The following is a 26447-nucleotide window of genomic DNA, read 5'->3' on the forward strand; positions in this document are numbered from 1 at the left end:
TACTCACAATAATTACCTACTTTCTAATCTGATAAAGAGGCCTAAACAGGCATGCTCATAATTTCTTTGTAAGCTTCGACAAGCTTATTTCTTACCTGTACTGTCGCTTCAAAAGCCACACCAGATTTTTCACGAGCAATAACGGTATCTGATAAAGTTACCGTAGAATCACCCATCTCTAAACGAGTGGCTAGATTAGCCGAGTTTTTCTGTAACTCTGTCACACCGCCAACAGCTTGAGAAAGCAATTCTCCGAAGTCTGCACCTGAAGTATTGCCTACTTTCTGGATCATATCCGGTTGGATAGGTGAGCGAAGATTAGGCGAGATTTCACCACGAAGTGATTGCATTTCTTGTAAGAAAGGATTCGAGCTAATCTGCATTGTAATCTCCTATTCGTCGGATATTTGACGACTAAAAACCAGTTAGAATAGATTTAGCAAGTAGGATGCCAACAATAGAATTAACGCGATAGTTTGGGTGATTTTATTACCAATGGATGACTGTTTGATTAGCAAGTGAACAAGTGAACCTGATCGATAGCTAGATCAGGTTTACTTTGTAGGAGTCTAGCTAAAAGCTAGGCAGGGACTTGTATTCCCATATCGCGCATTTTGGCCATTTTATAGCGTAAGGTTCTAGCACTGATGCCTAGCTTTTCCGCAACGTCTTTGCGGCTACCATTACACTGGTTAAGTGTCTCAAGAATAATTACATGCTCTTGAGCTTTTAACTCATCACCAAGTCCTTCATTTTCAACTACAGGTTTGACTTGAGTAGGTTCAGGTTGCTGTAATTCAACTTCATTTGAATCTAATATGATATCTGCTGTTGAAATAGCCTCTCCAGTATGAAGAATGAGTGCTCGTTGAATCACATTATCCAGCTCACGAACATTTCCTGGCCAGCGATAAGTCAACAAACGTCTACAAGCCACTTCATCCAAAGTCGGCACAGGTGAGATATTGGCATTCTTAGCATGCTTAACCAATAAATGACGCGCAAGTGGTAAGATATCAGCTGGTCGTTGATTCAAAGCAGGCCAAGTTAACGGGAATACGTTAATTCGATAATATAAATCTTCTCTGAAACCGCCTGATGCCACCATTTCTTTTAAGTCTCTGTTAGAAGTAGCAAGCACACGCACATCAAGAGAAATAGTTTTACGCCCGCCTAAACGTTCAACTTCTCGTTCTTGTAACACTCGCAGTAGCTTAGCTTGTAGACCTAATTCCATTTCTGAAATTTCATCTAATAAAATCGTACCACCTTGAGCTTGTTCAAATTTACCGGGACAAGCTTGGTATGCGCCAGTAAAAGCGCCTTTTTCATAACCAAATAATGTCGCTTCGAGCATATTTTCTGGAATGGCGGCACAATTAATTGCAATAAAGGGTTGTTGTGAACGCGAGCTATTTTGATGTATGTATCGTGACAATACCTCTTTTCCTGAACCGCTTGGCCCCATAATCATCACTGACGCATCTGAACTGGCTACACGCTGGGCAATAGAAAGTAATGCCAAACTTTTGTCATCAGCCACCACAGGCTGATCAAGATTTTGCTTTAGGGGTAAATAACGTGACACTTGGTTAAGTAGTACTTCTGGCGCAAATGGTTTCGCTAGATAATCAACAGCACCAAGTTTAATCGCACTAACCGCACTATCAATGGTTGCATAAGCGGTCATCAGTAGCACTGGCACTTTACAGTTTTGCTGCTGTAAATAATTTAACAAGCCTATACCACCAATGCCTTCCATTTGAACATCACTAATAACCAAATCAAATTCTGTTGACTTGAGAGCAAGAATTGCATCTTCTGCAGATGCAACATCAACACATTCATAGCTTGCCAGCAGTAAGGTGTCGAGTAAGGCCTCACGTAAAGATGCATCATCTTCAACGAGTAATAGTTTTGCTTCACCCATGTGATGCCTCCGGGCTATTGTGATTTTCTGCGCCACGTTCTGTTTTACTGAAGTCGTTATCTGTAATATTGTTATCAGCTAATGCTTCATTGTTTAACACTTCACTTTCGAAACCTGTCGTCTGAGTTTTATGCGATTGATAAATCGGGAATGACAATCTGATTAAACAGCCTTTATTTGGTTGTGATGAGACTTGCACTGTCCCTTTATGATTTCTTACTACCGTTTGAACCACTGCTAAGCCTAAACCTGTACCTTGGCTTTTGGTTGTAAAAAATGGCTCTAGAATTTGTTGCTGCATATCAGCTGCTAATCCTTTGCCATTATCAATAACATCAATATTAATATGAGTATTAGATGAAGCTGTAATGATTCTAATTTCTGTGGCATTAGCCTCTAAGCTATTCATAACAACGTTATTAATTGCTGAACTTAGCGCATTACTATTAGCTAGCATTCGTTCACTGGCTTGATTAAAATAATTTAACTGACACTGTTTTTTTTCAGCAATGGGTTCACAACTAGCAAGTACAGGTTCGATAATATCTTCAACATCCGTCACCTGGGATGCATCATCTTGCTTATTTTTAGCCATTAACAGCATGTCATTTACTTGTCGCTCAAGTTCATTCAACCTGTCGACTAATTTAGTTTGAAATCGTTTTTTAGCCGTATCATTCAGTTTTGGACTAGCAAGGTTAGATGCATATAACATAGCGGCAGAAAGCGGTGTTCTTACCTGGTGAGCCAAGGTTGCGACCATTTTGCCTAACGCCGATAAGCGTTGGAGGTGCGACAAATTTTTCTGTAATAAACGCGTTTCGGTTAAATCTGTTAAAACAATCAATTGTCCAGGTTCTGGCGTTAACGGAGTAATCGCCAGTTTAACTCTTCGACCGTTTTTAAGTGAGACTTCATGGCCATCATCTTCTTGCGGTGAAAAAGCGCGGTTAATAATATCGAACCATTTAGCCCCTTGTAGCGGTCTACCTAAAAGCTCTGTTGCCACAGGGTTTGCCAATGTAACCAGTCCATCACCATTAATGATAACAACACCTGAAGGCATAGCTTGCAGAATGTGCGCCATTTGATTTGACATATTCGCCGCCTTTTGCGGTGCTGAACGGGCTATTTGTCCAGCTAAATCATGATTAACGCTTGCTGAAGCCACGGAAAGATTATCGTTTTTTTGGGGGGCAAGGTCTTGATTATCAAGAGCTTGAGAACCGACTTCTTGACAGTCTAACCCTTGAGGTGCTGAATAGGAGCTTTCTTGAGCCGTATCGTTAAGAGCATAGGAATTTGAGGTATTATAATTCGATCCCACTTCTGTAATAGAATTAGGCTCTACCATCGATTGTGCTAAACTGCTGTGCGCCGAAAACATAGCCACTCCGTCAAAATATTAACTTTTGTGTAAGCTAATGCATTTGGTGTGCCAAAACGTTATGTGTAAATCATAAGCATAAAAAAGCATGCCATGAGGCATGCTTTAGTGTAACTGTTTATGGCAAAACTGGTTAATCTTTGCTCATGCCATATTTACGCATTTTTTCAACTAAGGTTGTTCGTCTAATCCCCAACATTTCTGCTGCTCTAGCAACCACATTATCTTGCTGCTCTAGAGCCTGGCGGATCATATCGATTTCTAGCTCAGCTAATAAATCTTTTAAGTTGACACCTTCTGGCGGTAATTCACTTGGGAAACGGGTTTCAGGGATCTCAATAGGTTCATCATCACTGAAAATTGACGCTAATGCATCACGCTCTTGTTGCTCTTCGCTAATTTCAACACTGTACTCTGGCACATCGATATAACGATACTTTCGCGGTAAATCATTAACATCGACCAGTCCGCCAGGGAAAAGTATCGTCAGGCGCTCGACCAAGTTAGATAACTCACGCACGTTTCCTGACCAGTTATGTTCTTTTAATGATTCTATTGCACGCTGGGTAAAACGGATTTTACCCCGCCCTTCATTGAAGACTCTGCTCACCAATTCCTGCAGTAAAAGAGGCACATCATCACGGCGCTCGCTCAGCGATGGCATTTCGATTGGAAAGACATTCAATCGATAATAAAGATCTTCACGAAATAAATTATCATTTATCATCGTTTCTAAATCACGATGTGTTGCAGCGACAACCCTCACATCAGTGGTAATAGTTTTAGAACCACCCACTCTTTCAAATACTTTTTCTTGCAATACGCGTAGTAACTTAACCTGCATTTGCAGCGGCATATCACCAATTTCATCTAGAAATAGTGTGCCATTCTCAGCCAATTCAAAACGGCCTTTACGAGTTGAAATTGCGCCAGTAAATGAGCCTTTTTCATGTCCAAAAAGTTCACTTTCTAATAATTCAGGTGGAATTGCGCCACAGTTTACCGGAATGAAAGGACCATCCCGTCGCTCTGACATGTAGTGAATATTGCGGGCTACAACTTCTTTACCTGTACCTGACTGACCTAATACTAAAACAGTCGCATCTGAAGTTGCCACTTGGCTTATCAGATGACGAACATTGGCTATCCCTTCACTTCGCCCGACGAGTGAACGGAATAACTTAGTTTGATTAGCACTGGTAGGAATTTGTGGTTGCTTAGCTTGACCATAAACCTGACAAAAATGAAGTAGCTCAGTTAATTGAGGGTAATTGATAGGCTCATCAATAGTGCCAAGTACATTAACACCATTAATTTCAAGCGTACCAATCAATAATACTGGCTGCCAAGGAATGGATGACTGAACATCTTTGATAAACTCTGGCGATACTGATTCAGTATCAATGACTAAGGCTCTAAAACGAGATTCACGTGATAATGAAGCAAGATCATCAGTAGAGATGACATGATGTTTTTCATCTAAGAATTCAAAAATACAACAAAGACGAGAGACTCGCTCAGAAGGTTCAGCAACAATTAAAATTCGTTGTTCTATTTGCATCATTAAGAAGGCCAAAGCTCTAGTTATTAGTTATTCAAAGTCATATTCATGTTATTGGCTGTCTATTTGCAAACATCATAGAGTTAGCACACATTACAGAGTCTAGACTTGAATATTGATTATCACGCTATATTTTTTGAGTCAGAAGACACAATTATAATATAAACATTAACATAGCAGAATGCATACTCATATTTTTTAATCTTTACTTAAATATAGCCAAACCAGCAATAAAGTTTAAACGAATACGCAAAAATTAAATATTGTATTATCAGAGCATGAGAATCAAGCATCAGAAGACATTATTCTACCATGCTGTTGATTTAAGTCACCAACAGTTGTTTTTATAGGCAGGTTTCAACATTTTATTTCAAATAAGTAAATAAAACGAGCATTCGCTTTAACTGCAACCTTAAAACTTATCAGCAATAAAAAAGACGCCATTGGCGCCTGTTTTACAATCGTAACACTTAGTATCAACTTGCTTCTGAAGTCATCAAGTGCATATCTTGAGGAATGGCATCCCAGCCTTCTTTGATGGTTCGAAGAATACCAGAAACATCATCAATCGCTTTAACATCATTATTCATATTTGCCTCTGAAATACGACGTAACATAAAGTCATAAAGCTCACTTAAATTGCCTGCTACAGAGTCTTTTACATCCATATTCAAGCTGTTATTTAGACCGTTTATAATTCCAATCGCTTTATTGATTGCAACGCCTTTGCCTTGTAAATCTTGAGTTTCGATTGCGTAACGACTTTGAGCTAAACGCAACAAAGCACCATCGAACATCATTTGGATTAAACGATGCGGGGAAGCAACAGCAATCTCACTATCTAGAGATACTTTGCGGTAAGATTTTATTGATCCTCTCATAGGTCACCTTCGCTACTTATTTGAATCGACTGATTGATATATATTAATTTGGCGTTGATTTTTCTTTCTAGCTTGAAGCAATGCCTGAATATGCTTAAGAACATTTCTCGCCCTTAATTCAAACCCTTCACTAATTACGATCTGTTCTTGAAGTGTCTTTTTAGCAAGTTCTACATCTGTCTCATCAATACTATCGAGTAAAATTTGACGCTCTACAGTCAACTCTTGCAAAATAGATACCAACTCATCAGATTGTTCATTTTCTGATGGGGTATTTTCTAATGTCTGCAGTGTTTGTTCTATTTTTTTATTAGTTTCGTTAAGTTGTTTCATAAATTAACTGCTTGGAACTGAGCCTGGAAGTGAATTTAAACGCTCTACGAGGCCCGAACTTTGTTGGTTCATTTGAGCAACGATTAAATCCATTGTATTAAACTGTTTAAATAATCTTGCTTCTAACAGCTCCATTTTTAAACTAAATGCGTCTCGTTGGTCATCTAAACGACTCTTTTCACTGGTTAAACTGTTATTACGGCTATCGATTAAACCACCAGTTTTGACATAACCTTCAACCATAGTGTCTAAACGACTTGCAATACCTGTATCGGGCGTTGAAAATAACCCCTCAACTAAATCCATATTTTCTGTAAGTGCCGTCTCTAATTTGGCGCTATCAACAGACATTTTACCGTAACGGTCAGTTTCAATGCCAATATCATATAAAGCAACAGTTTGCCCATCAACATCGACTCGGTTGCTGATCATACTGCGCATTTGAGATTCGATTGAGCGGATCATCGAATCTCCCTGCAAAGCAGCCGCTTCTTCTTTTTCAGTATCGTACTTAGACATATCACTAATAGAAGTGACCAAGGTATTATAAGCATCTACAAACGCTTGGATATTCTCTTTAACAAGCTCGTCATCTTGTTCTATTTTTAGGGTTGTCGTTTTAGCTACATCCGCATCAGTCAGTGAAATTGTCACACCAGCGATGGCATCTGAAACCTCATTTGACTGAGAAGTCACTTTTTGGCCATCAATGTACAAAACTGCATTTTCTGCTGTTTGTAGTGTCGTCAGATTACCCCCGCCAAACATGTCATTTAACCCTGAACCTGCAGTATCTGTTGCAGTTATAGTGACTTCATTGTCTGTACCTGGTTCATCAGAACTAAACACTAATCGACTACCTGCGTCGCTTTTAATAATCGTGGCTGTCACACCAGAATTATCAGTTGAACTGTTAATTTTACTGGCGATATCTTCAAGTGAATCTGTCGCTTCAATATCAACAGAAAAAGCTTCACCGTTGACAGACAAATCTAGACTACCAGCCCCAACACCTAAAGTTGGATCAGCAACGTTTGCTCCTGCCACTTTATGCGAAGAGGCGAGTTGTTCAACTTGAATCTGATAACTGCCTGTTTGCGCTGTTTTATCGGCCGTTGCGCCAAAGTAAATACTGTCACCCGTAGACACTTTGCGAATATTTAACGAATCAGGATCGCTCAGTTTCTCTAACGCATCTTGGAAGGTAGATAATTTACTTTTCAATGAACCGATAGCTGAAACCTTAGCATCTATCGTCGCTTCACTTTTGTCGAACAGTGCCTCTTTGGGAAGTTTTTCAGCATCGACCAATACACCGACAATGGTGTTGATATCTAGGCCCGAGCCAATACCAGTTGCTGTTAATGCCATAATTTCCTCTTAGATACTTCGATAAAAAATGTTAGCGACGCAAAATTGCTAGAACTGCTGATATTATGCTTCTGTATTAAGCAAAATTCCTGCCACTTCAGCCAATTTTTTTGATAATTCCAACGCTTCAGCATTGGGTATCTGTCTTATTATATCACCTGAATCTACATCCATAACGCTAATGACATTTTGACCGGAATCATCATCTAATTTGAAAGCCAAACCTTTTCGCATCAATGCAGTCATATCATTAAGATCGTTGGTTATATCTGCTAATTCTTGATTGTCAGATTTTTTTTCTGCCAAATCTTTATTTTCTTGCTCTGCTTTTTCAAGCTCAGTAACTTTCGACTTTTCTTCTGCAACAGCAGCCTTGGTCTCAGTTAGCTGACGAGTTCCCATATTATCAATAAGGTTATTCGAGGTGCCAGTAAAATTAATATCCATAGCCATCTTACTCCTCATAATTATCATTTTTGAAAATAATTCTAAATATGACAAAGGGAGATCTATCAAGACCTCCCTTCTTAAATTTTCAAACTTTAATTTAACTTATCAAATTATAGAAGAGAAAGTGCAACTTGAGGAAGCTGGTTAGCTTGTGCAAGCATTGCTGAACCGGTTTGCTGTAACACTTGGTTCTTAGTCATTTCAGCCGTTTCTTTTGCGAAATCCACATCTACGATTCGAGACTTAGCATCTGCAACGTTAGCTTGGGTGTTAGCACTGTTAGCAATGTTATGTGCTAAACGGTTTTGCTTCGCACCTAAATCTGCTCGTTGAGTATCGATGTTTGTAATAGCAGCATCAATGGCAGTCAGAGCGGCTGAGCGGCCTGCTGATGTAGCATTAGTTAATGCTCCTACACCTAGTGCTGAAGAATCTGTTTTCTTGACACTAATTGAGATATTTTCGCCTGCTTGGTGTCCAACCTGGAAGTTTTTCCCCCCAGAGAAATCACCAGTCATTAACTTAGTGTCACCGAATGCAGTGTTATTACCAATTTCAGTAATCTCTAGTGCTAACTCGTCCATTTCAGCTTTAATAGCTGTAAGATCTGCAGTACTGTTTGCACCATTTTCAGATTGTACAGTCAGGTCACGCATACGCTGAAGCATGTTTGTTTGCTCTTGCATCGCGCCTTCAGAAATTTGAGCAATTGAAATTGCATCATTTGCATTTCGCATACCTACTTCTAAACCACGAACTTGAGAGTTCAAACGGTTAGAAATCGCTAAACCCGCCGCATCATCTTTTGCACTGTTAATACGTAAACCACTTGATAAACGTTCCATTGATGTGGCTAAGTTACCAGTTGAAGCGTTTAAGTTTTTTTGCGCTTTCATTGAAGTTACGTTTGTATTTACTGTAATAGCCATAATTTGATTCCTCTTTATACCTGGCTTTAAAACATTGCCTGTCTTGATTGCCAGGCGGGTCTATTGGGTTACAAATACTTTAACGGCAGCGTTTTAAGATACTTTAGAAATTATTTGAACATTTTTCGAACATTTATCATATTAGCTAGAAAACAGTGGCTTACAGGCATTAAAAAAGCCATATTCATTAAAAAATGGATATGGCTTTTTATGCAATTGGTTAACTAAATTACATTTCTGGGATGTAAATTACCCCAGTAACGAAAGTGCAACTTGAGGTAATTGATTCGCTTGTGCAAGCATTGAACTGCCTGTTTGTTGTAATACCTGATTTTTGGTCATTTCAGCTGTTTCTTTGGCGAAATCCACATCAACAATCCGAGACTTAGCATCTGCAACATTAGCTTGAGTGTTAGCACTATTAGCAATGTTATGTGCTAAACGGTTTTGCTTCGCACCTAAATCAGCACGTTGTGTATCAATAGTTGTAATTGCCGCATCAATGGCTGTCAATGCAGCAGAACGTTGTGCCGATGTCGTATTATTTAATGCGCCGACAGCTAAAGAACTGGCATCCGTTTTCTTCACACTAATTGATATGGTTTCACCAGCCTGATGACCGACTTGGAAGCTTTTACCTGCTGAGAAGCCACCAGTCATTAACTTAGTGTCGCCAAATGCTGTGTTATTGCCAATTTCGCCAATTTCAATCGATAGTTGATCCATTTCAGCTTTCAGTGCAGCTAAATCTTGAGTACTGTTTGCACCATTTTCAGATTGAATCGTGAGATCACGCATACGCTGTAGCATGTTAGTTTGCTCTTGCATCGCACCTTCAGCAATTTGTGCAATTGAAATGGCGTCGTTTGCATTACGCATACCCACTTCCAAGCCGCGAACTTGAGAGTTCAAGCGGTTAGAGATTGCCAGACCTGCAGCATCGTCTTTCGCACTATTAATACGTAAACCAGATGATAAACGCTCCATCGAGGTTGAAAGTCCCTGAGTTGAAGTATTTAAGTTCTTCTGCGCTTTCATTGATGTAACGTTTGTATTTACTGTAATAGCCATAAATAAATCCTCATTCTTAGTTTTGTTGCCAAGACTTTGGAGCTTGGCTAAATTTTACAATTTAACGTGGGTCATTATTGTTTACATATCTTGCTAGATTCAAAAACCTGCTAGATATAGTCAAACAACGAAATAGAACCGACTTTGCCGAATACACTCGACACGGCATTTAATGCCAGTTGCTGTTTTTCAAACTCAGTTATTGCTGCGGCATAATCCAAATCTTCAAGCATGGATAAAGCACTGTCATTAACGATTTTTTCTTCTGCGTGATTTGTAGAGATACTTTCTAAACTCTTCAAGCTATTGCCTGCAATACTTCTTGCCGCACTGACTTGATTTTGACCACTATCTATATCATTCAATAGCTGTGCCAACTTTGAGTTACCTTGCGGTGAATCTGCAAAAGAAGGGTCTTCAAGCATAGTTATAGCTTCGTTAAAACTATCTAAAATACTGACCGTTTCTTGCGGTTCCATAGTGAAAGAGTCACCTGCTACGGGCTGTCCTGACAATTGAACCTCAATACCGTTAAAGCTTACAGGGTTACTTGGATCAAAATTGGGCACTGTAGATATAACTGTTCCGCCAGAGTCTTCTATTTGTAAATCCAATACACCGGCGTTATCAACAAACTTAAACGTGTAGGTATCTTCAACATGAGCAGCGGAATCAAATATTGCCGCCTTATCTACGGTAAAGTCACCTTGTTGGGATGGCAGATAATTGACGCCATAGTCACCTAAAGGGTTTGAGGCATTCATAAATACCGTATCCCCTGGCACATTTGTTCCTACGGTGACACCGGAGGCAACAATACTTTGCCGCTCTCCGCTATCTCCGCTATAAACAATTTCGCCATTGTTATCAAAAGCAAACGGAGGGTTATTCGTGTTGTTCCCCGCGAAAATATAATTGCCAGACTCGTCTTTAGTGTTGGCTATCGACATTAACTCTTCTAAGCTATCTTTCATTTCATCGGCAATCATTTGCCGTTCAGACTGAGATAAACTGCCGTTTGCAGCGCGTTGTAGCTGTTCACGCATACTGCTCATCAAGGTTTCAGTGCTGCCTAACTTGCTTTCACTTAATCCAAGGTGCTTTTGAGCGTAATCAACATTTTTGACATATTGATCAACTAGTGCGTTTTTCTGCCTTAAGGTATCAACACCAATTGCCGCAACTGGATCATCACCAGCAGTATTAATCTTTTTACCACTTGCCAACTGTTCAAGAATTTTATTGGTCGCAGACTGCCCCTTTGAAATACTAGAAGTATTCTGGTTAAACATTTGAGCGGTTGAAATTCGCATAACTGATTCTCCTAGCGAACAGAACTAAGCAATGAGTCAAACATCTGCTGAGCAGTTGTCATGATTCTGGCGGAAGCTTGATATGACTGTTGAAAACGCATGAGGTTAGCTGCTTCTTCATCTAAATTAACACCAGACTCACTTTGAACTCGATTGTAAGCTTGCTGATAAACCGCTTCATTAGACGCAACAGATACTGCTGCCGCTTTAGTTTTACTGCCAATATCTAATTTACTGCCCTCAAAAACACCGGCTAAGGTTGTAGTGCCACCATTCATCAATTTTGCATCTGACAATTTAGCCATTTCAACTGCATTACTGTTATCACCTTCAGCAAATGACAAGTCGAAGGTATAAGTATCAATAACACCGCCAGCAGAACTATCATCGATTTCAAAATCAAATCCAAAAGGTGTGCTGATTTGAGGTGGTGTAAATGCAGTAGGTCCGCCAATAGCAGTACCATCGACATCAAATGCTTGATATGTATTAGTGACGGTATCAATCTGAATCGTGATTTCACTGTCTGTGAGCGGGAAGTTAGCATTAGTACGATCTATGCTAGTTAACTGAACACTCGTATCACCTGAATTTGTTGACTCGCCTATGATTTTAGGGCCTGCTGCAGCAATACCTTTAGGGTCTGTCATTTCAACCCCGATACCTGCGGCTGCACCTGCGTTTGGTCTTATTTCAAACCTATCACCATCAGCGAAACCCGCTGGAACTGAATCAATTTGAATAGAAAAACCATCCCCACCCGTTAATTGGTTATTCACAGCATCATAAGTTAACGCTTGGGTCTCACCCGTTTTAGTATCTTTTAATTCATAAGATGAAGGTGCAGTAAATGAAAGCTCATATGAACTCCCTGTTAATTGAGCGACATCATCAATATTTACTTTTAATTTGGCAGTACCAGTATTACCTTCGTATTCGCCAACTCGGCCAGCTGCCATCGTTGGATCATTAATATCGGTAAAAATATTCTGTCCAAGCTCACCATTTAAATCAAAACCCTTAGACTGCATTTCATTGAATGCATCAGCAACACCTAGAGCAAGTTGTCCTAACTCTTGGTTAACTGGAATTAAGGTTTCATCCCTAAATTTGAACAACTCTCCGAGTTGCCCGCCAAGTTTAGAACCATCAATAACTAAAGTTTGGTTACCTGTTGACGTTGTCAGTCTCGGCTCATTAGGATAAGGGTCGCCTGTGGTTGTGCCCACTTGCATAGCCACTTCACCAGACACTAGCATCACAGAGCCGCCCAACATGACGCTTTTGCCACCATTTTCTAACGGAATCACATTCACTTCTGAGTATTCACTTAATTCAAGAATTAACGCATCTTGTTGATCAAGTAACTGGCTATCTTGTTGACCGCCCGATTTCATTAGCTCTAAATTAATATTGGCGAGCTCAGTACTAATTTCATTGATTCGATCTGCAACAGCGCCAATTTGACTATTGGTTTGCTTCATCTGTGAATCTAAGTGAGACTGCATTTGATTTAAGCTAGTCGCAGTTTGCTGTGCAGCACCTAACATACTGTCACGCATACCTATATCTGTAGGCAGATCGGCGACACTATTAATACTGGCAAAAAAATCAGTCAATCTATCAGGAACCATAGAGCCAATTTGAGAATATAGCTGATCCATTTCGTTCATTTTAGTGTAGCGAGTTTCCGCGCCACTCATTGCAGTTTGGCCAATACGCAACTCTCTTGCTGCATAGTCGTTATATATCCGTTTAACATCGGATACATAAGTGCCCTGTCCATAAAAACTATTACCAATTTTTTGGGACTCTAATGACGATTGCTCAGCCACTTGACGGTGATAACCCACCGTATTGGCATTGGCAATATTATTACTGGTCACGCCCATTTGAGATTGCGCAGCCAGTACACCCGTACGGGCAATGTTTAGTAAGTCAACAGCCATTAGTTAGTCTCTCCTGGTAATACAGACTTAAGCCCATTGGTCACTGACTCCATCACCTTCAACACTTTTTGTGCATATTGAGGATCAGTGGCATAACCAGCTTTTTGTAATGCATGTATAAACTTGGCAGGCTCTGCTGCCACTTTTTTAGCTTCTTGATAACGCTCGCCATTTGAAATAAATGACACAAAATCATTAAAACTCTGCTCAATACTGTCGTAGGTTCTGAAGTCGGCTTTTTGCTTCACTGCTACCCCTTGTTCATACTCCAAGGTATTCACTGAGGCTTTATCACCTTGCCAGCGCTTATCAGCTTTAATATTGAATAAGTTGTTACTGGCCTCACCATCATGACGACGAATCATTTTTTGTCCCCAGCCAGTTTCTAATGCTGATTGTGCTAACAAGACTTCTGGTGTGGTTCCTAATGCTTTCGCTGCTTTTTCTGCATGGGGATATAACACGGCAACAAAATGCTCAGGATTTTCAAATTCGCTAGGGGCTTTATTTATCGTTTGCGGCAATTGATTGCCACTCGTGGCAACAGAAGTCACCGACTTTCCTGCCAAAATTTGCTGAAGTGCCGCCTCATCAATCGCATCATGGCTCGAAGATAATTGCTCAATATTAATGGCCGGTTGTTGAGTAGAATGCACTGTAATGCTAGAAGACGGTATGGCTGGTTGATTTAGCGTTTTATCATCACGAGAATGATTATCGAACATGCCATGCTTTATTTTTGCATCGATATCACCACGAAGCACTGACGCAGGTCTAAATGGGGTATCTTGCGGTGATAACTGCTGCACCATCAAGTCTGCTATGCCCAACATGCCCTTATCTGATAAATCCACCGACATTTGTTGATCACGCATGTTTTCAAAAAACTCGGTGGTTTGGCTGTTCATTGGGCTATCTGATTTAAAAGCGGCATTGGCATCACGCATGCTTTTCATCAGCATTTGAATGAAGATACCTTCAAACTGTTTCGCGACTTCTTTAAGCGCGCCTTTCTCGTCTTTCTGAGCTTGAGAACGTAATGAATCTAGTCCCCCTAGATCCAGAAAATGCGATGAATTTGACAGCTTTTCCATAGTCGTACCGACAATTTTTAGATGATGATAAGTTCTCCATGCAAAGCGCCTGCCATCTTTAACGCTTCAAGTATTGCAAGTACATCAGAAGGGGCTGCACCTACAAGGTTTACCGCTCTCACAAGCTCATCAAGGGTGGTACCTGGGTCAAAAAGAAACATGCGACTGTCAGCTTCAACCACATCAATGGTTGAATCATTAGTGACAACAGTTTGACCATTTGCAAAAGCATTAGGTTGAGAAACTTGCGTGGACTCAGCAATGGTTACCGTTAGACCACCGTGGGTGACTGCAGCTGGCATTAACTTCACATTTTGACCAACAACAATCGTACCTGTACGAGAATTAACAATCACTTTCGCCGACTCGCTGGCTATCTCGACTTCTACATTTTCTAATGTGGCTAAAAATGACACTCGTTGAGAAGCATCACGTGGGGCGCTTACTTGAATAGAAGTACCGTCTAACGCGCGTGCCATTCCAGGGCCTAAAAAACTATTAATTGCATCAGCCATGCTCTTTGCAGTTGAAAAATCCGACCGATGAAGATTAAACGTCAAGTGGTCACCAGTAGCAAAAGGCGACATCACACTACGTTCAACCATTGCACCACCAGGAATACGTCCCACTGTCGGGGTATTTTGAATAACTTGCGAACCATCTAAGCCTTCTGCGCTAAAGCCACTAACAACTAAACTTCCCTGCGCAATAGCATAAACATTGCCGTCGACTCCTTTCAGAAAGGTTTGCAGCAGTGTTCCACCACGTAAACTTTTGGCTTCACCAATACTGGATACGGTAATGTCAAGATTTTGACCTGGTTTGATAAATGCTGGCATTTCAGCATGTACTGCTACCACTGCAGAGTTTTTGGTTTTCGGTTTAACATTATCAGGTAGGTTAATGCCAAAGTTTTTCAGCATCGTTCTAAAGGTTTGTTCGGTATAACGCGTTTTTTCACCTGTGCCTGGTAAGCCAACAACAAGACCATAACCAATCAATTGGTTGCTACGCACCCCTTGAACATTGGCAATATCTTTAATTCGTTGCGCTTGAACAGGCGCTGTAAGGGCCAACATTGTAGTAATAGCTGCTGAAACAACCACACCTTTTAAAAATGATTTAGTCTTCATGGCATACTCCTTAAAAAGGCCACCATTCGCCCATAAAGAAGGAGCTTAACCAACCCACTTTTTGGACATCTGCAAACGTGCCAGTACCGCTGTATTGAATACGGGCATTGGCAACACGGGTTGATTCAACGGTATTTTCTGGGGTGATATCTTGGCTTCGAACCATGCCAGTAACACGAATAAACTCATCACCATTATTAATCGAAATCCATTTTTCACCACGTATCACTAGATTACCGTTACTGAGTACTTGCATTACGTTGGCAGAGATACTGCCATCTAAACTGTTTGACTGATCGGCATCAGACTCACGTTTGGTATCCATAGAATCTGAATAGCGCAAATCGAGTGGCACCCCTTTGATGGTGACATTACCGCCACCGGCATAAATCGGATCGACACTTAAATTAGAATCTTTTTTGATTTCGTTGTTAGCACTTTTAGTGGCTTGTGTTGACTCATTTAATAACACCGTAATGATATCGCCCACTTTATGTGCTCTGATATCTGAATATAAACTCGATGCTTGATGGTCCATATAAATAGAGCCTGTCGATACCATCTGAGTTGCGGGTGCATCAGGATAAACAGGCGCATAAAATGGATCGTCAGGAATAGGCTTTTTTTGGGTTGAGCTACAAGCTGATAGCACTATAACTGATGCTATGACTAGATATGTTTTCATCATCCCTCTCCTAATCATCAAACGTTATAAGTTTTGCGTTACGTAAGACATCATCTGGTCAACAGCTGAAATCACTTTAGAGTTCATCTCATAAATTCGCTGACTTTGAATAAGGTTCACTAACTCTTCAGTCACGTTTACATTCGATGTCTCAAGCGCGCCTTGACGAATCGCCCCTAAACCGTCCAATGATGCAGTGCCTTGAATAGGCGTGCCGCTTGAACCCGTTTCTGTGTAAAGGTTTTGACCCAGTGGATCTAACCCTGATGGATTAATGAAATCACTCATCGCCAATTGACCAACAACCGTACTTTCTGTCGCGCCAGATAATTTAACCGAGATTTCACCTTCTGAAGATACAGTTATTGAAGTGGCATCATCAGGAATAGTAATAGAGGGTTGTAAAACATACCCTGAACCTGGAGTCACGATTTGACCATTTTCATCAAGACTGAATTGGCCGTTACGGGTATATGCAGCTGTGCCATCCGGCATTTCAACTTCAAAAAAACCCGGACCTTCAATCATTAAGTCCAATGAGTTGTCAGTTGTTAGCATATTGCCCTGAGTGAACATTTTCTGCGTCGCGACAACTTTGGTACCTGCACCAATGTTTAATCCATTGGGCAACTTAGTGTTATCAGCACTAATGCCACCAGCCTGATTGACGGTTTGATAGAGTAAATCTTCGAATACTGCTCGGCTCTTTTTATAGCCAACGGTACTGGCATTGGCCACATTGTTAGAAATAACAGCAATATCGGTTTGTTGGGCATCAAGGCCTGTTTTACTGATCCATAAAGCGGGATGCATAATAATTACTCCTAACTAATTCTCATTAAAGACGAGGATGCGCGATCTAGATCTTCGGCATTTTTCATCATCTTCACTTGCATTTCGTATTGACGCTGAATGTCAATTAACGCCACCATTTCCGATACAGCATTAACGTTACTTCCTTCAACTGCGCCGCTCTCAACGGTTACATTAGGATCATTCGGCGCATTTAAGCCCGATGTCAGCCTAAATAAACCATCTTCGCCACGCATCATTTCTGCATTATCTGGATTGACTAATTTAATTCGCGCCACTTCTTCAATCACATCTGCAGTAGCACCCTGTGGTCTTACAGAAATAATGCCATCAGGTGATATCTGAACTTTATCTATTGGTAAAGGCAGTACAATTGGCCCAGCTTCACCCATCACTGGATTACCACGGCCATTGGTCAGTAAACCGGTACTGTCAAAACTTAGACTCCCAGAACGGGTATAAGCCTCACCACCTTCTTTACTTTGAACCGCAATCCAACCTTGATCTTTAATTGCAATGTCTAAATCTCGGCCTGTAGTTTTAATCGGGCCAGAGTTAAAGTTGTGTCCTGGACTTTCTGTCATGGCAAACACACGTGTAGGTAGACCTTCACCAAATGCTTGCATAGAGCGAGCTTGAGCAAGATCAGCTTTAAAACCATCAGTATTGGCATTAGCTAAATTATTGGCACGAACAGCCAAAGCATTCATATTCTGCTTTGCCCCACTCATGGCAACATAAAGTAATTTGTCCATTTGCTGCTCCGTCAAACTTTTTACATAACAAAAGATATATACAGAACTAGCAATCAGTGTGCCAACACATGAAAGTAAAAATAATTAAAGCTAAGCTAATGAATTTGAGATGGAATAAAACGATTACCTGGTGAGGTACTAATAAGAAGGGAGTCAATTAAAATGGCAAAGAGTTGCCGTTGCGGCAACTCTTTGAAAATCTAAACTCTATGATTAATCAAAACCTTAATCGATAACTAGCGGATTTGTAGTATTGACTGATTCAAGGTGTTATTCACCTCAAGCGTACGAGAGTTAGCTTGGAAGTTACGTTGAGCTGAGATTAAGTCAACCAATTCTGTGGTCAAATCAACGTTAGACTGCTCAAGTGCTGATGAACGAATACTACCGAACGTGCCACTATTGGCTTCACCTGCCAAGGCTGCACCAGAATCTAAGCTCGCTTTCCAAGAGGTATTACCCACTTGAGTCAAACCTTGTTCATTAGCAAAACGCACTAGTGCAACACGCGCGAGTGGCTCAGTTGAACCATTACTGTAACTTGCAGTCACTAAGCCATCAGAACCGATACCCACATTGGTTAAACGACCTACTGTTGTACCGTCTTGGGTTAATTCTGTCACTTCAAAAGGTGAAGCATATTGTGTTGGGTTATTAAAACCAAGAGTTAATTTTTGAGTACCATCAGCACCAGGACCTAGAACATTTGCGCCATTGACACCCAGCTCGACCGTTTCAACAGTTGCGGGATCTGAACCTGTGTAAGCTCCGGCATCATTAAACTTCAATACAGACCCTTTCCAACCTGATGCATTTTCAGCAAGTGCCGTACCATCTGCAATACCATCGCCGGTAGTATCTACACCGTATGAACCACCATTTGCTTGATCAATATCGACCTGCTCGCCATCAACGGCATAAAAGGCAACCCAGTTACTCTCACCGGTATAAGCACCATCTGTTGGTTTGATGAAGTAGGTTGTCATAATGTGCGACTCACCGAGTGAATCATAAATAGTCACTGACGTTGAGTTATTAAACGTATCTGGATCGTTTGGATCAAAGTTAGCAGGATCTAATGCTGACTCACCTACATTTAAGTTCATTTGCAAACCAACATTACTGGTTTTTACAGGGCTACCAGCAGTATCTGGAATTTTAATCGGTACAGTACTCGATAAGCTCACCGAAGTAGAGTTACCATCGGCATCAACTGGGAAACCTTGTAAGAAGTTACCCGCTGAATCTGTCATGAAACTTTCAGAGTTCACTTTAAATGCACCAGCACGAGTAAATGAGTGATCTTGCGTACCTACTTCAGATGCCGTAACAAAGAAACCACCGCCACTGATAGCCATATCAAGTGAGTTACTGGTGAATTGTAAGCTACCTTGTTGGAACTGTTGTGCCACTTGAGTAGTTGTCGCACCACCACCCACTGCAGTTTTACTGTTTGAAAAAATAGAATTAGCATAAACATCAGCAAATTCAGCACGAGACTCTTTAAAACCAATTGTATTAACGTTGGCAATGTTATTTGCTGTGGTATTGAGATCTTTTTGAGCAGCTGAAATACCACTCAAAGCAATGTTAAACGACATAATTCACCCCTTCTCTTACTAATTCTATTTATTGTTAATAGTCAGTATTCTGACCATTATTGAAATTTGGTTTTTAAGCTTTCCACGGTCTAACTTTTAGTAAATTAACTTTCCGCAACAGCAAGTACATCTGACAATTGAATGCCGCCAATACCACGAAGATTTAATATCGCCCCAGTTGTGACATCACCCAATGAAACGCTGGAAACATGTGCGTAAGTCGATACCGCTAAATCTTCTGATGTGCCATCAATTTTACCGTTAGCTTTAATGGCATAATTTCCTTCAGCAACAGGCTCACCGTTTTTATCTAAGCCGTCCCATGTCACATCGATGTTACCGCCTGCAGAACCATCAACTTCGAATGTTCTGATAACTTGGCCGGATTCATCCTCGATATTCACAGTAATGCTATCAATCGGTGTCGGCGTACTGATCACCCCTTTCACTTCAGGGCTTTCACTAGAGATATGCCCTGTATCTGATGGAATAAGTACTTTTTGACCAACAAGTCCAGATGCTTGTAACGCTTGGCTGGAGCTAGTTAAGTTATTTAGATTTAGGATTTCTTCATTCAATTTTGAGATGCCATCAACCGTCGAGAAAGATGCCATTTGAGAAATCATCTGGTCATTTTCTACAGGTTTAAATGGATCTTGCATTGACAGCTGTTGGCTTAATAAAGCGAAGAAATCCGCTTGAGTCAGCTCCTGGCTATTAGGCTCTGGTGTTTCAGGCTCTCCTTGAAGTGCAACACTGTCTAAAAAAGCATTACCTGTCGTAGCCGTTTGTGTTGTATTTGAAGCTACACTACTTGTACTGCTCGACTGTGTCTGCGGCAATGTTTGACTGCTGTAAGGATTTACGAGGCTCATCTGTTACCTCCATCAAATTTCATATTACTTACCCATACGAAGCGTTTGCTGCAGCATAGATTTAGCTGCATCAGCCACTTGGACATTCATTTGATATGACCGAGATGCAGAAATCATGTCTGCCATTTCTTCCATCACATTCACATTTGGTTTATAGATAAACCCATCACCATCAGCCATTGGATGATCAGGAGAGAACTCCTTTAATAATGGTTTATCACTTTCAACAATGCCTTTAACACTGACACTGTGAGAACTATTTTGCTGACTCGTCGCTTTTGCCATTTCAGCTTCAAAGATCGGATGGCGCGACTTATAAGTTTGATCAACACTACTAGAGACTGAATCGGCGTTGGCAATGTTACTGGCAGTCGTATTCAGTCGCACTGATTGTGCTGACATACCTGAACCTGACACATTAAAAATATTAAATAGACTCATGATTAATCTCCTCTAATCGCTTTACGCATGCCAGAAAACTTACTTTCAAGGAAACCCAATGACATTTGATATTCTAAAGAGTTTTGCATAAAAGCAGCTTGTTCTTGCTGGGAGTCAACCGTATTGCCATCGCCTGTATCTGGCTGATTGGGTACGCGGAACTGCACATGTTCTTGGCTAAGCGCCTTTAAATCAAAATGCTTGTCAGTTGTTTGACTCATTTGTAAACCTTGCTGATGAGAACGAGCACTATTCATGGCAGACGCAAAGTCTACATCACGTGCTTTATAGCCAGGCGTATTTGAATTGGCGATGTTACTTGATAGCACTTCAGCCCTTTGAGCACGAATGCCCAATGAGTATTGATGTATCCCCAAACCATTTTCAAAATTAATCGCCATAAAATTGCCTCCATCAGCTAACTGAGAGGAATAAAGCAAAGGTTATGCCAAAATATTTAGGAAGTAGATGCGAAATAGATAAAAAAAATAATGCCAGCAGAAGCTGGCATAGAAAATGATAAAAAACCTTTATTTACAATGTATTATAATTAGGTTTTCTTTTGATAATAAATACCAGGGTTACATCGAACCATATTGAATTCGTCAGTCAAACCTGAGATAGATTCTGACGCACCTAAAAATAGTATGCCGTTAGGATTCAAAGCGGCAGCAAATTGCCGCAGTATTTTAGCTTTTGCCTCAGGGGCAAAATAAATCAGTACATTACGACAAAAAATAATGTCGTATTTACCTAAAAGGCTATAACTTTCAAGTAAGTTATGCGCTCTAAAGTTCACTAATCGCTTAACGTTATCTTTAACTTTCATATTACCAGACGGTAATTGATCAAAGAATTGGCGTTTGCGTTCAGGAGATAACCCACGCGCTAACGCTAAACTGTCATATTCTGCATTCTTACACCGCTCTAACATCGAAGGTGATAAGTCAGTTGCTTGAATAGTCGCGTTTCCGGGTAACGCACCTGGCTTACGTTGCTGATACTCAAGAATGGTCATAGCTAAGGAGTAAGGTTCTTGCCCAGACGAGCATGCAGCTGACCATATTTTCAATGGACGCCCTAAACGGCTATATTCAGGTAATAATGAATTATGAAGTAATTCAAAGGGGTATTTATCCCTAAACCACAAGGTTTCATTTGTGGTCATGGCATCAATAACTTCTGCCCGTAAATGTCTTTCAGTTGGCTTCATTGAGCGTTTAACGACTTCAGATAATGAGGGTAAATCATGTTTACCCATCAATGGAGCTAAACGACTTCTGACCAAGTACTGCTTGTTGTCACCTAATACAATGCCGCTGTGCTGCTCTAAAAAAAGCTTAAACTGATTATATTCTGCTTCAGCGAGTGATTTATTCGTCACATTTACACCCTATTATAAAGAAACTACCTACAAGTAATTTCAGTGTGAACCGGTCACTTGATTGACTCATCTAACGCTATCAATGTTGACTTGCTAACTCAAACATTCATTTTAATGAACTTAACGAGATGCTACAGTTTCATAGATAACATTCATCTGCCTATTAAGTTAATCATAGACAGAGAATGATAATAATGCTTATAAAATTAAGTGTTTATTTACAGCAGAAGCCAGCTCATCCGGATTAAATTTTGCGATAAAATCATTTGCACCGACTTTCTCAACCATTGCTTGGTTAAAGACACCACTTAACGAAGTATGTAATACAACTTTAATGTCTTTTAGTTTTGGATCATCTCGAATTTCAGCAGTTAGGGTATAACCGTCCATCTCAGGCATTTCAATATCAGAGATGATTAATGGAATTTCGTCAGCGACATTGTCCATTTCTGTTGCTATAGCTTTGAGTTTTTCGAGTGCATCTTTACCATCAATTGCAGTATCAATTTGCAGATTCAAAGACTCTAAAGAGCGAATGATTTGTTTACGTGCCACCGCAGAGTCATCAATAACCATAATATGATAATGCTGATCACGGTCGATAGTTAACGCTTCATCAGCTTCTTTACTGATTTCAGTCTTAACAGGTGAGATTTCATCTAAGATTTTTTCAACGTCCAAAATCTCGACCAATTCACCTTCAATTTCAGTCACCGCTGTTAGATATGAATTACGTCCCGCACCTTGTGGCGGCGGCATAATTGATTCCCAGTTCATATTGATAATACGCTCAACAGAACTGACTAAGAACCCTTGAATACTGCGGTTATACTCGGCAATAATAATGAAGCAGTTCTCTGTTGAAGTTAAAGGACGGCCGCCTGTTGCCGCACTCAAATCAATCACAGAAATAGTCGAACCACGAATATGAGCAATACCTTTAATCATTGGGCTTAAGCGCGGTAATGTCGTTAATGGTGGACACTGTAAGACTTCTTTTACTTTGAAAACGTTGATACCAAATCGTTGACGGCCATTCAATTTAAAAAGTAACAACTCAAGTCTATTTTGACCAACGAGTTGGGTACGTTTATTGACTGATTCAAGAATACTCGACATAACCCTGCCTTGTTTATTTTACAGCCCCTTCCGGGCGTTTTTCTTATGATTTAAAGCGACAGTAAATCTATTACCATCAAATTGTACCACACGCTAAATTCGATTTTCTGACAATATGATTATCAACATACTAACTGGGCATGCTTATTGCTTCATGTAAAACAATGACAATAAAACCCCATATTGATAGTTGAACAGTCAAACTTCTGACTCACTGATGAGTACAATGCGACTCATATAAACAACTAAATTAATATTCTTGTTTAAATCCACAGATTTAAACCGTTAATAGAGAAGTATAGAGACATACTGGCAATACTGGCTAGAAACTAAAAATGAATAAAAGAATGCTATGGCTACTCATTATATTGTGTTCCTCTTTACCGGCTTTCGCCAGTGAAGACAGCACTATTACCTACTCTTTATCGACCATTACTGAGTTAGCTAAAGAGACTGTGGCAAAAAAAATTGCTAATAGTCCTTCATATAATAGTGATGCAAAGATAAATATCTTGCCACAACGTGTTGAAGGAAGGTTAACCCCTCCATCATGCTACCCGCCAATCAATGTAGAAATGGCCAGCGACAGACCGATTAACCGAACCAATACCGTAAAGATAAGTTGCATCAGTCCTGAGTACGATTACCCTTGGCAAATGTATTTATCCGTCAAAGTTGAAGTACTCTACCCTGTAGTGACGGCTAAAAGTATTATCGAGAAAGGCGAACTCATCACCAATGACACCATAGAAATAAATTATGTTGATCAGCACAGTATTCGTGGCCAGTTTTTCTCGGGTGTATCCGACATTATTGGGACTCGCTCAAAAAGACGAGTCCCAGCCAAAGCCCCATTACTCAATAATAACCTATGTTTTGTATGTAAAGGTGATTCAGTCTCCATATATGCAAAAACTAATAGCTTTGAAATAAAAACAGCCGGTGAAGCATTAAGAGACGGAAATGTGGGAGAGACCATTAGAGTCAAAAACTCTAACTCAAACAGGAAACTAGATGTTATTGTCATAGGTGTTGGAGAAGTTGAAGTTCGGATGTAAAATAATCCTAAAGTTCTTTCCAGCATGGCCGATACCCTGTTAGGAATACCATAAATTACGCTGGAGCCTTACATGGCAATTGATATTAACAATCTAAAAACAGCTTCACACACTCAGTTACGTACTAACCGTGACGCAAGTGCTGCGACAAAAACTGCAGAGTCAACGAGCAGTAATACAGCAGCAGTGAAAACTGATTCGGTCAGCATTACCTCGCAAGCACAACAGCTGCAAGGAGCTCAGAGCAAAATGGCATCGTTACCTGAAATTGATCAAAGCAAAGTTGATGCAATTAAAACAGCGATTTCTGAAGGTCGATATAAAGTCGATCCAGAAAAGCTTGCTGCTAATATTGCCAGTTTTGAAGCTGACATGAGCGGACTAAATTTCGACCAAGAGTAATTTCATAATGACTCTTGGCTAATCAAGCATTACAAATGTAATGTGGATTTTATGAAGAGTAACTTATGAATGAATTACTACAGCTGTTATCTTTTCAGCACGGCACTTTGTCGTCGCTGAAAAAACTTGTATCTGCAGAAAAGCAAGCGTTAACAGATCAAGATGCAGATACCCTTTTAGCTTTAGCCCGCGAGAAAGTAACCTGTCTCAATAATCTGCAGCAGAATGATCAGAAGCTCGCTAACCATCCTGAAAAAGAATTACTTAGCACTGACACTGTACTAATTCAGAAAGTGGAAGAAGCCAAGGTAATATTAGAAGAGTGTAAAGACATTAATAATCAAAATGCCAGCTTGATTGAACTGAATATTGCGAGCCTAAATCGCTTTTCTCAAGCGATGCAAATGAGTCGAAACGCTACCAGCCTCACTTATAATGACAAAGGGCGAACGTCGACCATTTCATCATTAGGCTCTAATCTAAAAGCCTAATGTAAGCGTCAATTTCTGCACCCATGAATTAAAACCATAAAAAAGCCGCTGTTATCAGCGGCTTTCTTGTATTTATTTGTAATAGCTCAATCAACATTTAAACACTAAAAATAAGTGACTTCTTTGATTTTTCTTGGTCGATTGTCTTGCTGATATAAGTTCCACACTTGAGCAAAATCCAATTCTAATTCAGTAACATACATATCACCAGCGGGATAGCTTTTAATCACCTTAGCCCCCTTAATCATGCCAGAAACCTGAGTCGACACGGTTTCACTATTTAATAACCACTCGCTCATTTGGCTATGAGCATCCACTTGTTGACCATATACCTGCTCTGCTAACTCACGATACGCCGCAATTTTTGACGCTTGCATCGCCATTAACACTTTATGAGATTGCTCTTTTGCTGGCTGCGTCGCGAGAGGGGCATAACCTACCGCGGTTAATTTTGGAAACTGTTCTGGCGCCTCTGTTTCCCACTGAACATATTTATCATTACTTGAGCAACCGACTAACGATAATGCTGCGACAGACATCATTGCCATTAAAAGCTTTTTCATAATTTCTCTCCTAGCACAGCCACTTTTCCATCCCCAGATTGCTCATTACGATAGAGCAAACCATTTTCTGAGGTAACTTTATTAGAGGGTGATAAGTAACCCGGTAAACTGTCTGTATGAACAAAAGTTTGTACAGCAGAAACTACTCGATTATTGGTTACATTAACAATCCTGGCATTCAACACGACTCCTTGTGTTGTTGTAGCCATTGTCGACACAACAACATGGGACACGGGTAAATCAGACGGCAATAGCTTCCAATCGCGACTGAGAATAAACTCACCTTGTTCTGTTGCTCTTATGGCATTAGCCACATTCATATCAACTAAATTAAATTCATGAGCATGAAATGCTGCAACAAAACCTTGTTGTAGCTGCAAACCTAGAGCGTCAGTTTGACTAAAAGCATCTACTTTTACAGGTGTCGTCACTAATAAAGGTTGATCTGAACGCAGGCTATCATTTTGTAATACCAGTTCATTGACAATTTTTTCTGCAAGGGTGTTCACTTGAGACTTTGGTGCTAAACCGACCTTTTCTATATCGTAGCTTAATGCTTTTGGCGTCTGACCTTCTGGTTCGGACATAAACCATGAGTTAGTGTCAGTAGGCTGCCCTGCATAGGTTAACTCATCGCCACTCTTTGACGTCTCACTTGCGCAAGCTGCCATTAATAAAGCAATGGGTAATAAAATAAATTGACGCATAGCCTTTATATCCTTAACTCAATTCATGCACTGTCATTGGCGTTATCTAGAAAAGTATCGTTTAAACCCAGTGAACAAACCTTATTCATTCAATGGGTATCAAGTGGCCTAACTTTATTAATAACCATGTTCGTCATCACACTCATAACAA

Annotated in this window: 28 protein-coding genes; 3 read left to right on the plus strand and 25 right to left on the minus strand. The window is 40.3% G+C overall.

Features of this window, described 5'->3' with window-relative positions:
• Positions 1-41 precede the first annotated feature (41 nt).
• The 23 genes from fliE to LMH66_RS08500 all read right to left on the minus strand — a co-directional run bounded on the left by fliE (position 42) and on the right by LMH66_RS08500 (position 23075).
• The gene (fliE, locus tag LMH66_RS08390) at positions 42-383 is read right to left on the minus strand and encodes a flagellar hook-basal body complex protein FliE (RefSeq protein WP_102529009.1); all 342 of its coding nucleotides are present in this window, start codon (positions 381-383) and stop codon (positions 42-44) included.
• Positions 384-580: 197 nt separating this feature from the next.
• Positions 581-1930 (minus strand): sigma-54-dependent transcriptional regulator, encoded by a 1350-nt coding sequence (locus LMH66_RS08395; protein ID WP_229369250.1) that lies wholly within the window; start codon positions 1928-1930, stop codon positions 581-583.
• The gene (locus tag LMH66_RS08400) at positions 1923-3317 is read right to left on the minus strand and encodes a sensor histidine kinase (RefSeq protein ID WP_229369254.1); all 1395 of its coding nucleotides are present in this window, start codon (positions 3315-3317) and stop codon (positions 1923-1925) included. Before LMH66_RS08400 ends, LMH66_RS08395 begins: the two co-directional genes overlap by 8 nt.
• 133 nt (positions 3318-3450) lie before the next feature.
• Entirely contained in the window at positions 3451-4881 is a 1431-nt protein-coding gene (locus tag LMH66_RS08405; RefSeq protein ID WP_324295167.1) for a sigma-54 dependent transcriptional regulator, read from the minus strand.
• A gap of 473 nt (positions 4882-5354) precedes the next feature.
• Entirely contained in the window at positions 5355-5759 is a 405-nt protein-coding gene (gene fliS / locus LMH66_RS08410) for a flagellar export chaperone FliS (RefSeq protein ID WP_102529006.1), read from the minus strand.
• Positions 5760-5771: 12 nt separating this feature from the next.
• Positions 5772-6092 carry a hypothetical protein gene (locus LMH66_RS08415; protein ID WP_102529005.1) on the minus strand — a complete coding sequence of 107 codons (321 nt, stop codon included), beginning with the start codon at positions 6090-6092 and terminating at the stop codon, positions 5772-5774.
• Positions 6093-6095: 3 nt separating this feature from the next.
• Complete coding sequence (gene fliD, locus LMH66_RS08420; RefSeq protein WP_229369256.1) at positions 6096-7463, minus strand: flagellar filament capping protein FliD; 1368 nt, start codon at positions 7461-7463, stop codon at positions 6096-6098.
• 63 nt (positions 7464-7526) lie between these two features.
• Positions 7527-7916 carry a flagellar protein FlaG gene (locus LMH66_RS08425; RefSeq protein WP_229369258.1) on the minus strand — a complete coding sequence of 130 codons (390 nt, stop codon included), beginning with the start codon at positions 7914-7916 and terminating at the stop codon, positions 7527-7529.
• Between the two features lie 107 nt (positions 7917-8023).
• Positions 8024-8842: a flagellin gene (locus LMH66_RS08430; RefSeq protein WP_229369260.1), complete on the minus strand. Its 819-nt coding sequence runs from the start codon at positions 8840-8842 to the stop codon at positions 8024-8026.
• Positions 8843-9091: 249 nt separating this feature from the next.
• Positions 9092-9913: a flagellin gene (locus LMH66_RS08435; protein ID WP_229369262.1), complete on the minus strand. Its 822-nt coding sequence runs from the start codon at positions 9911-9913 to the stop codon at positions 9092-9094.
• A 110-nt stretch (positions 9914-10023) separates the two neighbouring features.
• Positions 10024-11226 (minus strand): flagellar hook-associated protein FlgL, encoded by a 1203-nt coding sequence (gene flgL, locus LMH66_RS08440; RefSeq protein WP_229369264.1) that lies wholly within the window; start codon positions 11224-11226, stop codon positions 10024-10026.
• 11 nt (positions 11227-11237) lie between these two features.
• Positions 11238-13175 carry a flagellar hook-associated protein FlgK gene (gene flgK / locus LMH66_RS08445; protein ID WP_229369266.1) on the minus strand — a complete coding sequence of 646 codons (1938 nt, stop codon included), beginning with the start codon at positions 13173-13175 and terminating at the stop codon, positions 11238-11240.
• On the minus strand, positions 13175-14269 hold the full coding sequence (flgJ, locus tag LMH66_RS08450) for a flagellar assembly peptidoglycan hydrolase FlgJ (RefSeq protein WP_229369268.1): 1095 nt from the start codon (positions 14267-14269) through the stop codon (positions 13175-13177). Before flgJ ends, flgK begins: the two co-directional genes overlap by 1 nt.
• Before the next feature lie 17 nt (positions 14270-14286).
• The gene (locus LMH66_RS08455; RefSeq protein ID WP_229369337.1) at positions 14287-15348 is read right to left on the minus strand and encodes a flagellar basal body P-ring protein FlgI; all 1062 of its coding nucleotides are present in this window, start codon (positions 15346-15348) and stop codon (positions 14287-14289) included.
• A gap of 64 nt (positions 15349-15412) precedes the next feature.
• Positions 15413-16087: a flagellar basal body L-ring protein FlgH gene (gene flgH, locus LMH66_RS08460; protein WP_102528997.1), complete on the minus strand. Its 675-nt coding sequence runs from the start codon at positions 16085-16087 to the stop codon at positions 15413-15415.
• Between the two features lie 24 nt (positions 16088-16111).
• Positions 16112-16900, minus strand: a complete 789-nt coding sequence (flgG, locus tag LMH66_RS08465; RefSeq protein ID WP_229369270.1) for a flagellar basal-body rod protein FlgG — start codon at positions 16898-16900, stop codon at positions 16112-16114.
• A gap of 11 nt (positions 16901-16911) precedes the next feature.
• Positions 16912-17655, minus strand: coding sequence for a flagellar basal-body rod protein FlgF (gene flgF / locus LMH66_RS08470; protein WP_102528995.1), 744 nt, complete (start codon positions 17653-17655; stop codon positions 16912-16914).
• Positions 17656-17891: 236 nt separating this feature from the next.
• The gene (flgE, locus tag LMH66_RS08475) at positions 17892-19256 is read right to left on the minus strand and encodes a flagellar hook protein FlgE (protein ID WP_102528994.1); all 1365 of its coding nucleotides are present in this window, start codon (positions 19254-19256) and stop codon (positions 17892-17894) included.
• Between the two features lie 104 nt (positions 19257-19360).
• Entirely contained in the window at positions 19361-20131 is a 771-nt protein-coding gene (flgD, locus tag LMH66_RS08480) for a flagellar hook assembly protein FlgD (RefSeq protein ID WP_229369275.1), read from the minus strand.
• Between the two features lie 24 nt (positions 20132-20155).
• Positions 20156-20572, minus strand: a complete 417-nt coding sequence (gene flgC, locus LMH66_RS08485) for a flagellar basal body rod protein FlgC (RefSeq protein WP_102528992.1) — start codon at positions 20570-20572, stop codon at positions 20156-20158.
• Between the two features lie 2 nt (positions 20573-20574).
• Positions 20575-20973 carry a flagellar basal body rod protein FlgB gene (gene flgB / locus LMH66_RS08490; RefSeq protein ID WP_102528991.1) on the minus strand — a complete coding sequence of 133 codons (399 nt, stop codon included), beginning with the start codon at positions 20971-20973 and terminating at the stop codon, positions 20575-20577.
• 149 nt (positions 20974-21122) lie between these two features.
• Positions 21123-21956 carry a CheR family methyltransferase gene (locus tag LMH66_RS08495; RefSeq protein WP_229369276.1) on the minus strand — a complete coding sequence of 278 codons (834 nt, stop codon included), beginning with the start codon at positions 21954-21956 and terminating at the stop codon, positions 21123-21125.
• A 198-nt stretch (positions 21957-22154) separates the two neighbouring features.
• Positions 22155-23075, minus strand: a complete 921-nt coding sequence (locus LMH66_RS08500) for a chemotaxis protein CheV (protein ID WP_102528989.1) — start codon at positions 23073-23075, stop codon at positions 22155-22157.
• A gap of 335 nt (positions 23076-23410) precedes the next feature.
• On the opposite strand from LMH66_RS08500, the gene flgA reads away from it, so the two are divergent.
• From flgA to LMH66_RS08515, 3 genes are all read left to right on the plus strand, one after another.
• Positions 23411-24133 (plus strand): flagellar basal body P-ring formation chaperone FlgA, encoded by a 723-nt coding sequence (gene flgA, locus LMH66_RS08505; protein WP_229369277.1) that lies wholly within the window; start codon positions 23411-23413, stop codon positions 24131-24133.
• 72 nt (positions 24134-24205) lie between these two features.
• The gene (gene flgM, locus LMH66_RS08510; RefSeq protein ID WP_102528987.1) at positions 24206-24535 is read left to right on the plus strand and encodes a flagellar biosynthesis anti-sigma factor FlgM; all 330 of its coding nucleotides are present in this window, start codon (positions 24206-24208) and stop codon (positions 24533-24535) included.
• Positions 24536-24600: 65 nt separating this feature from the next.
• Positions 24601-25026 carry a flagella synthesis protein FlgN gene (locus tag LMH66_RS08515; RefSeq protein WP_229369278.1) on the plus strand — a complete coding sequence of 142 codons (426 nt, stop codon included), beginning with the start codon at positions 24601-24603 and terminating at the stop codon, positions 25024-25026.
• 104 nt (positions 25027-25130) lie between these two features.
• Here the strand turns inward: LMH66_RS08515 and LMH66_RS08520 are convergent, their stop codons facing one another.
• Together LMH66_RS08520 and LMH66_RS08525 are read right to left on the minus strand one after the other, a co-directional pair.
• Entirely contained in the window at positions 25131-25589 is a 459-nt protein-coding gene (locus LMH66_RS08520) for an LPP20 family lipoprotein (protein ID WP_229369279.1), read from the minus strand.
• Entirely contained in the window at positions 25586-26296 is a 711-nt protein-coding gene (locus tag LMH66_RS08525) for a FlgO family outer membrane protein (protein WP_229369281.1), read from the minus strand. The genes LMH66_RS08520 and LMH66_RS08525 overlap by 4 nt, the downstream gene beginning before the upstream one ends.
• Between the last annotated feature and the right edge of the window lie 151 nt (positions 26297-26447).

Origin of the sequence: Shewanella sp. 10N.7, from assembly GCF_020806285.1 — a bacterium.
Lineage (GTDB): Bacteria > Pseudomonadota > Gammaproteobacteria > Enterobacterales > Shewanellaceae > Shewanella > Shewanella electrodiphila.

Coding starts and splice junctions, on each gene's coding strand:
- LMH66_RS08435 (WP_229369262.1), bottom strand. CDS start 9,913: ATGGCTATTACAGTAAATACAAACGTTACATCAATGAAAGCGCAGAAG.
- LMH66_RS08430 (WP_229369260.1), bottom strand. CDS start 8,842: ATGGCTATTACAGTAAATACAAACGTAACTTCAATGAAAGCGCAAAAA.
- flgJ (WP_229369268.1), bottom strand. CDS start 14,269: ATGGAAAAGCTGTCAAATTCATCGCATTTTCTGGATCTAGGGGGACTA.
- flgK (WP_229369266.1), bottom strand. CDS start 13,175: ATGGCTGTTGACTTACTAAACATTGCCCGTACGGGTGTACTGGCTGCG.
- flgF (WP_102528995.1), bottom strand. CDS start 17,655: ATGGACAAATTACTTTATGTTGCCATGAGTGGGGCAAAGCAGAATATG.
- flgL (WP_229369264.1), bottom strand. CDS start 11,226: ATGCGAATTTCAACCGCTCAAATGTTTAACCAGAATACTTCTAGTATT.
- LMH66_RS08520 (WP_229369279.1), bottom strand. CDS start 25,589: ATGAAAAAGCTTTTAATGGCAATGATGTCTGTCGCAGCATTATCGTTA.
- flgA (WP_229369277.1), top strand. CDS start 23,411: ATGAATAAAAGAATGCTATGGCTACTCATTATATTGTGTTCCTCTTTA.
- LMH66_RS08400 (WP_229369254.1), bottom strand. CDS start 3,317: ATGTTTTCGGCGCACAGCAGTTTAGCACAATCGATGGTAGAGCCTAAT.
- flgC (WP_102528992.1), bottom strand. CDS start 20,572: ATGAGTCTATTTAATATTTTTAATGTGTCAGGTTCAGGTATGTCAGCA.
- LMH66_RS08455 (WP_229369337.1), bottom strand. CDS start 15,348: ATGTTGGCCCTTACAGCGCCTGTTCAAGCGCAACGAATTAAAGATATT.
- flgE (WP_102528994.1), bottom strand. CDS start 19,256: ATGTCGTTTAACATTGCTTTGAGTGGTATTTCAGCTGCTCAAAAAGAT.
- LMH66_RS08525 (WP_229369281.1), bottom strand. CDS start 26,296: ATGCGTCAATTTATTTTATTACCCATTGCTTTATTAATGGCAGCTTGC.
- flgG (WP_229369270.1), bottom strand. CDS start 16,900: ATGCATCCCGCTTTATGGATCAGTAAAACAGGCCTTGATGCCCAACAA.
- LMH66_RS08405 (WP_324295167.1), bottom strand. CDS start 4,881: ATGATGCAAATAGAACAACGAATTTTAATTGTTGCTGAACCTTCTGAG.
- LMH66_RS08395 (WP_229369250.1), bottom strand. CDS start 1,930: ATGGGTGAAGCAAAACTATTACTCGTTGAAGATGATGCATCTTTACGT.
- LMH66_RS08515 (WP_229369278.1), top strand. CDS start 24,601: ATGAATGAATTACTACAGCTGTTATCTTTTCAGCACGGCACTTTGTCG.
- flgD (WP_229369275.1), bottom strand. CDS start 20,131: ATGAGCCTCGTAAATCCTTACAGCAGTCAAACATTGCCGCAGACACAG.
- fliE (WP_102529009.1), bottom strand. CDS start 383: ATGCAGATTAGCTCGAATCCTTTCTTACAAGAAATGCAATCACTTCGT.
- LMH66_RS08500 (WP_102528989.1), bottom strand. CDS start 23,075: ATGTCGAGTATTCTTGAATCAGTCAATAAACGTACCCAACTCGTTGGT.
- flgH (WP_102528997.1), bottom strand. CDS start 16,087: ATGAAAACATATCTAGTCATAGCATCAGTTATAGTGCTATCAGCTTGT.
- fliD (WP_229369256.1), bottom strand. CDS start 7,463: ATGGCATTAACAGCAACTGGTATTGGCTCGGGCCTAGATATCAACACC.
- flgM (WP_102528987.1), top strand. CDS start 24,206: ATGGCAATTGATATTAACAATCTAAAAACAGCTTCACACACTCAGTTA.
- flgB (WP_102528991.1), bottom strand. CDS start 20,973: ATGGCGATTAATTTTGAAAATGGTTTGGGGATACATCAATACTCATTG.
- fliS (WP_102529006.1), bottom strand. CDS start 5,759: ATGAGAGGATCAATAAAATCTTACCGCAAAGTATCTCTAGATAGTGAG.
- LMH66_RS08415 (WP_102529005.1), bottom strand. CDS start 6,092: ATGAAACAACTTAACGAAACTAATAAAAAAATAGAACAAACACTGCAG.
- LMH66_RS08425 (WP_229369258.1), bottom strand. CDS start 7,916: ATGGCTATGGATATTAATTTTACTGGCACCTCGAATAACCTTATTGAT.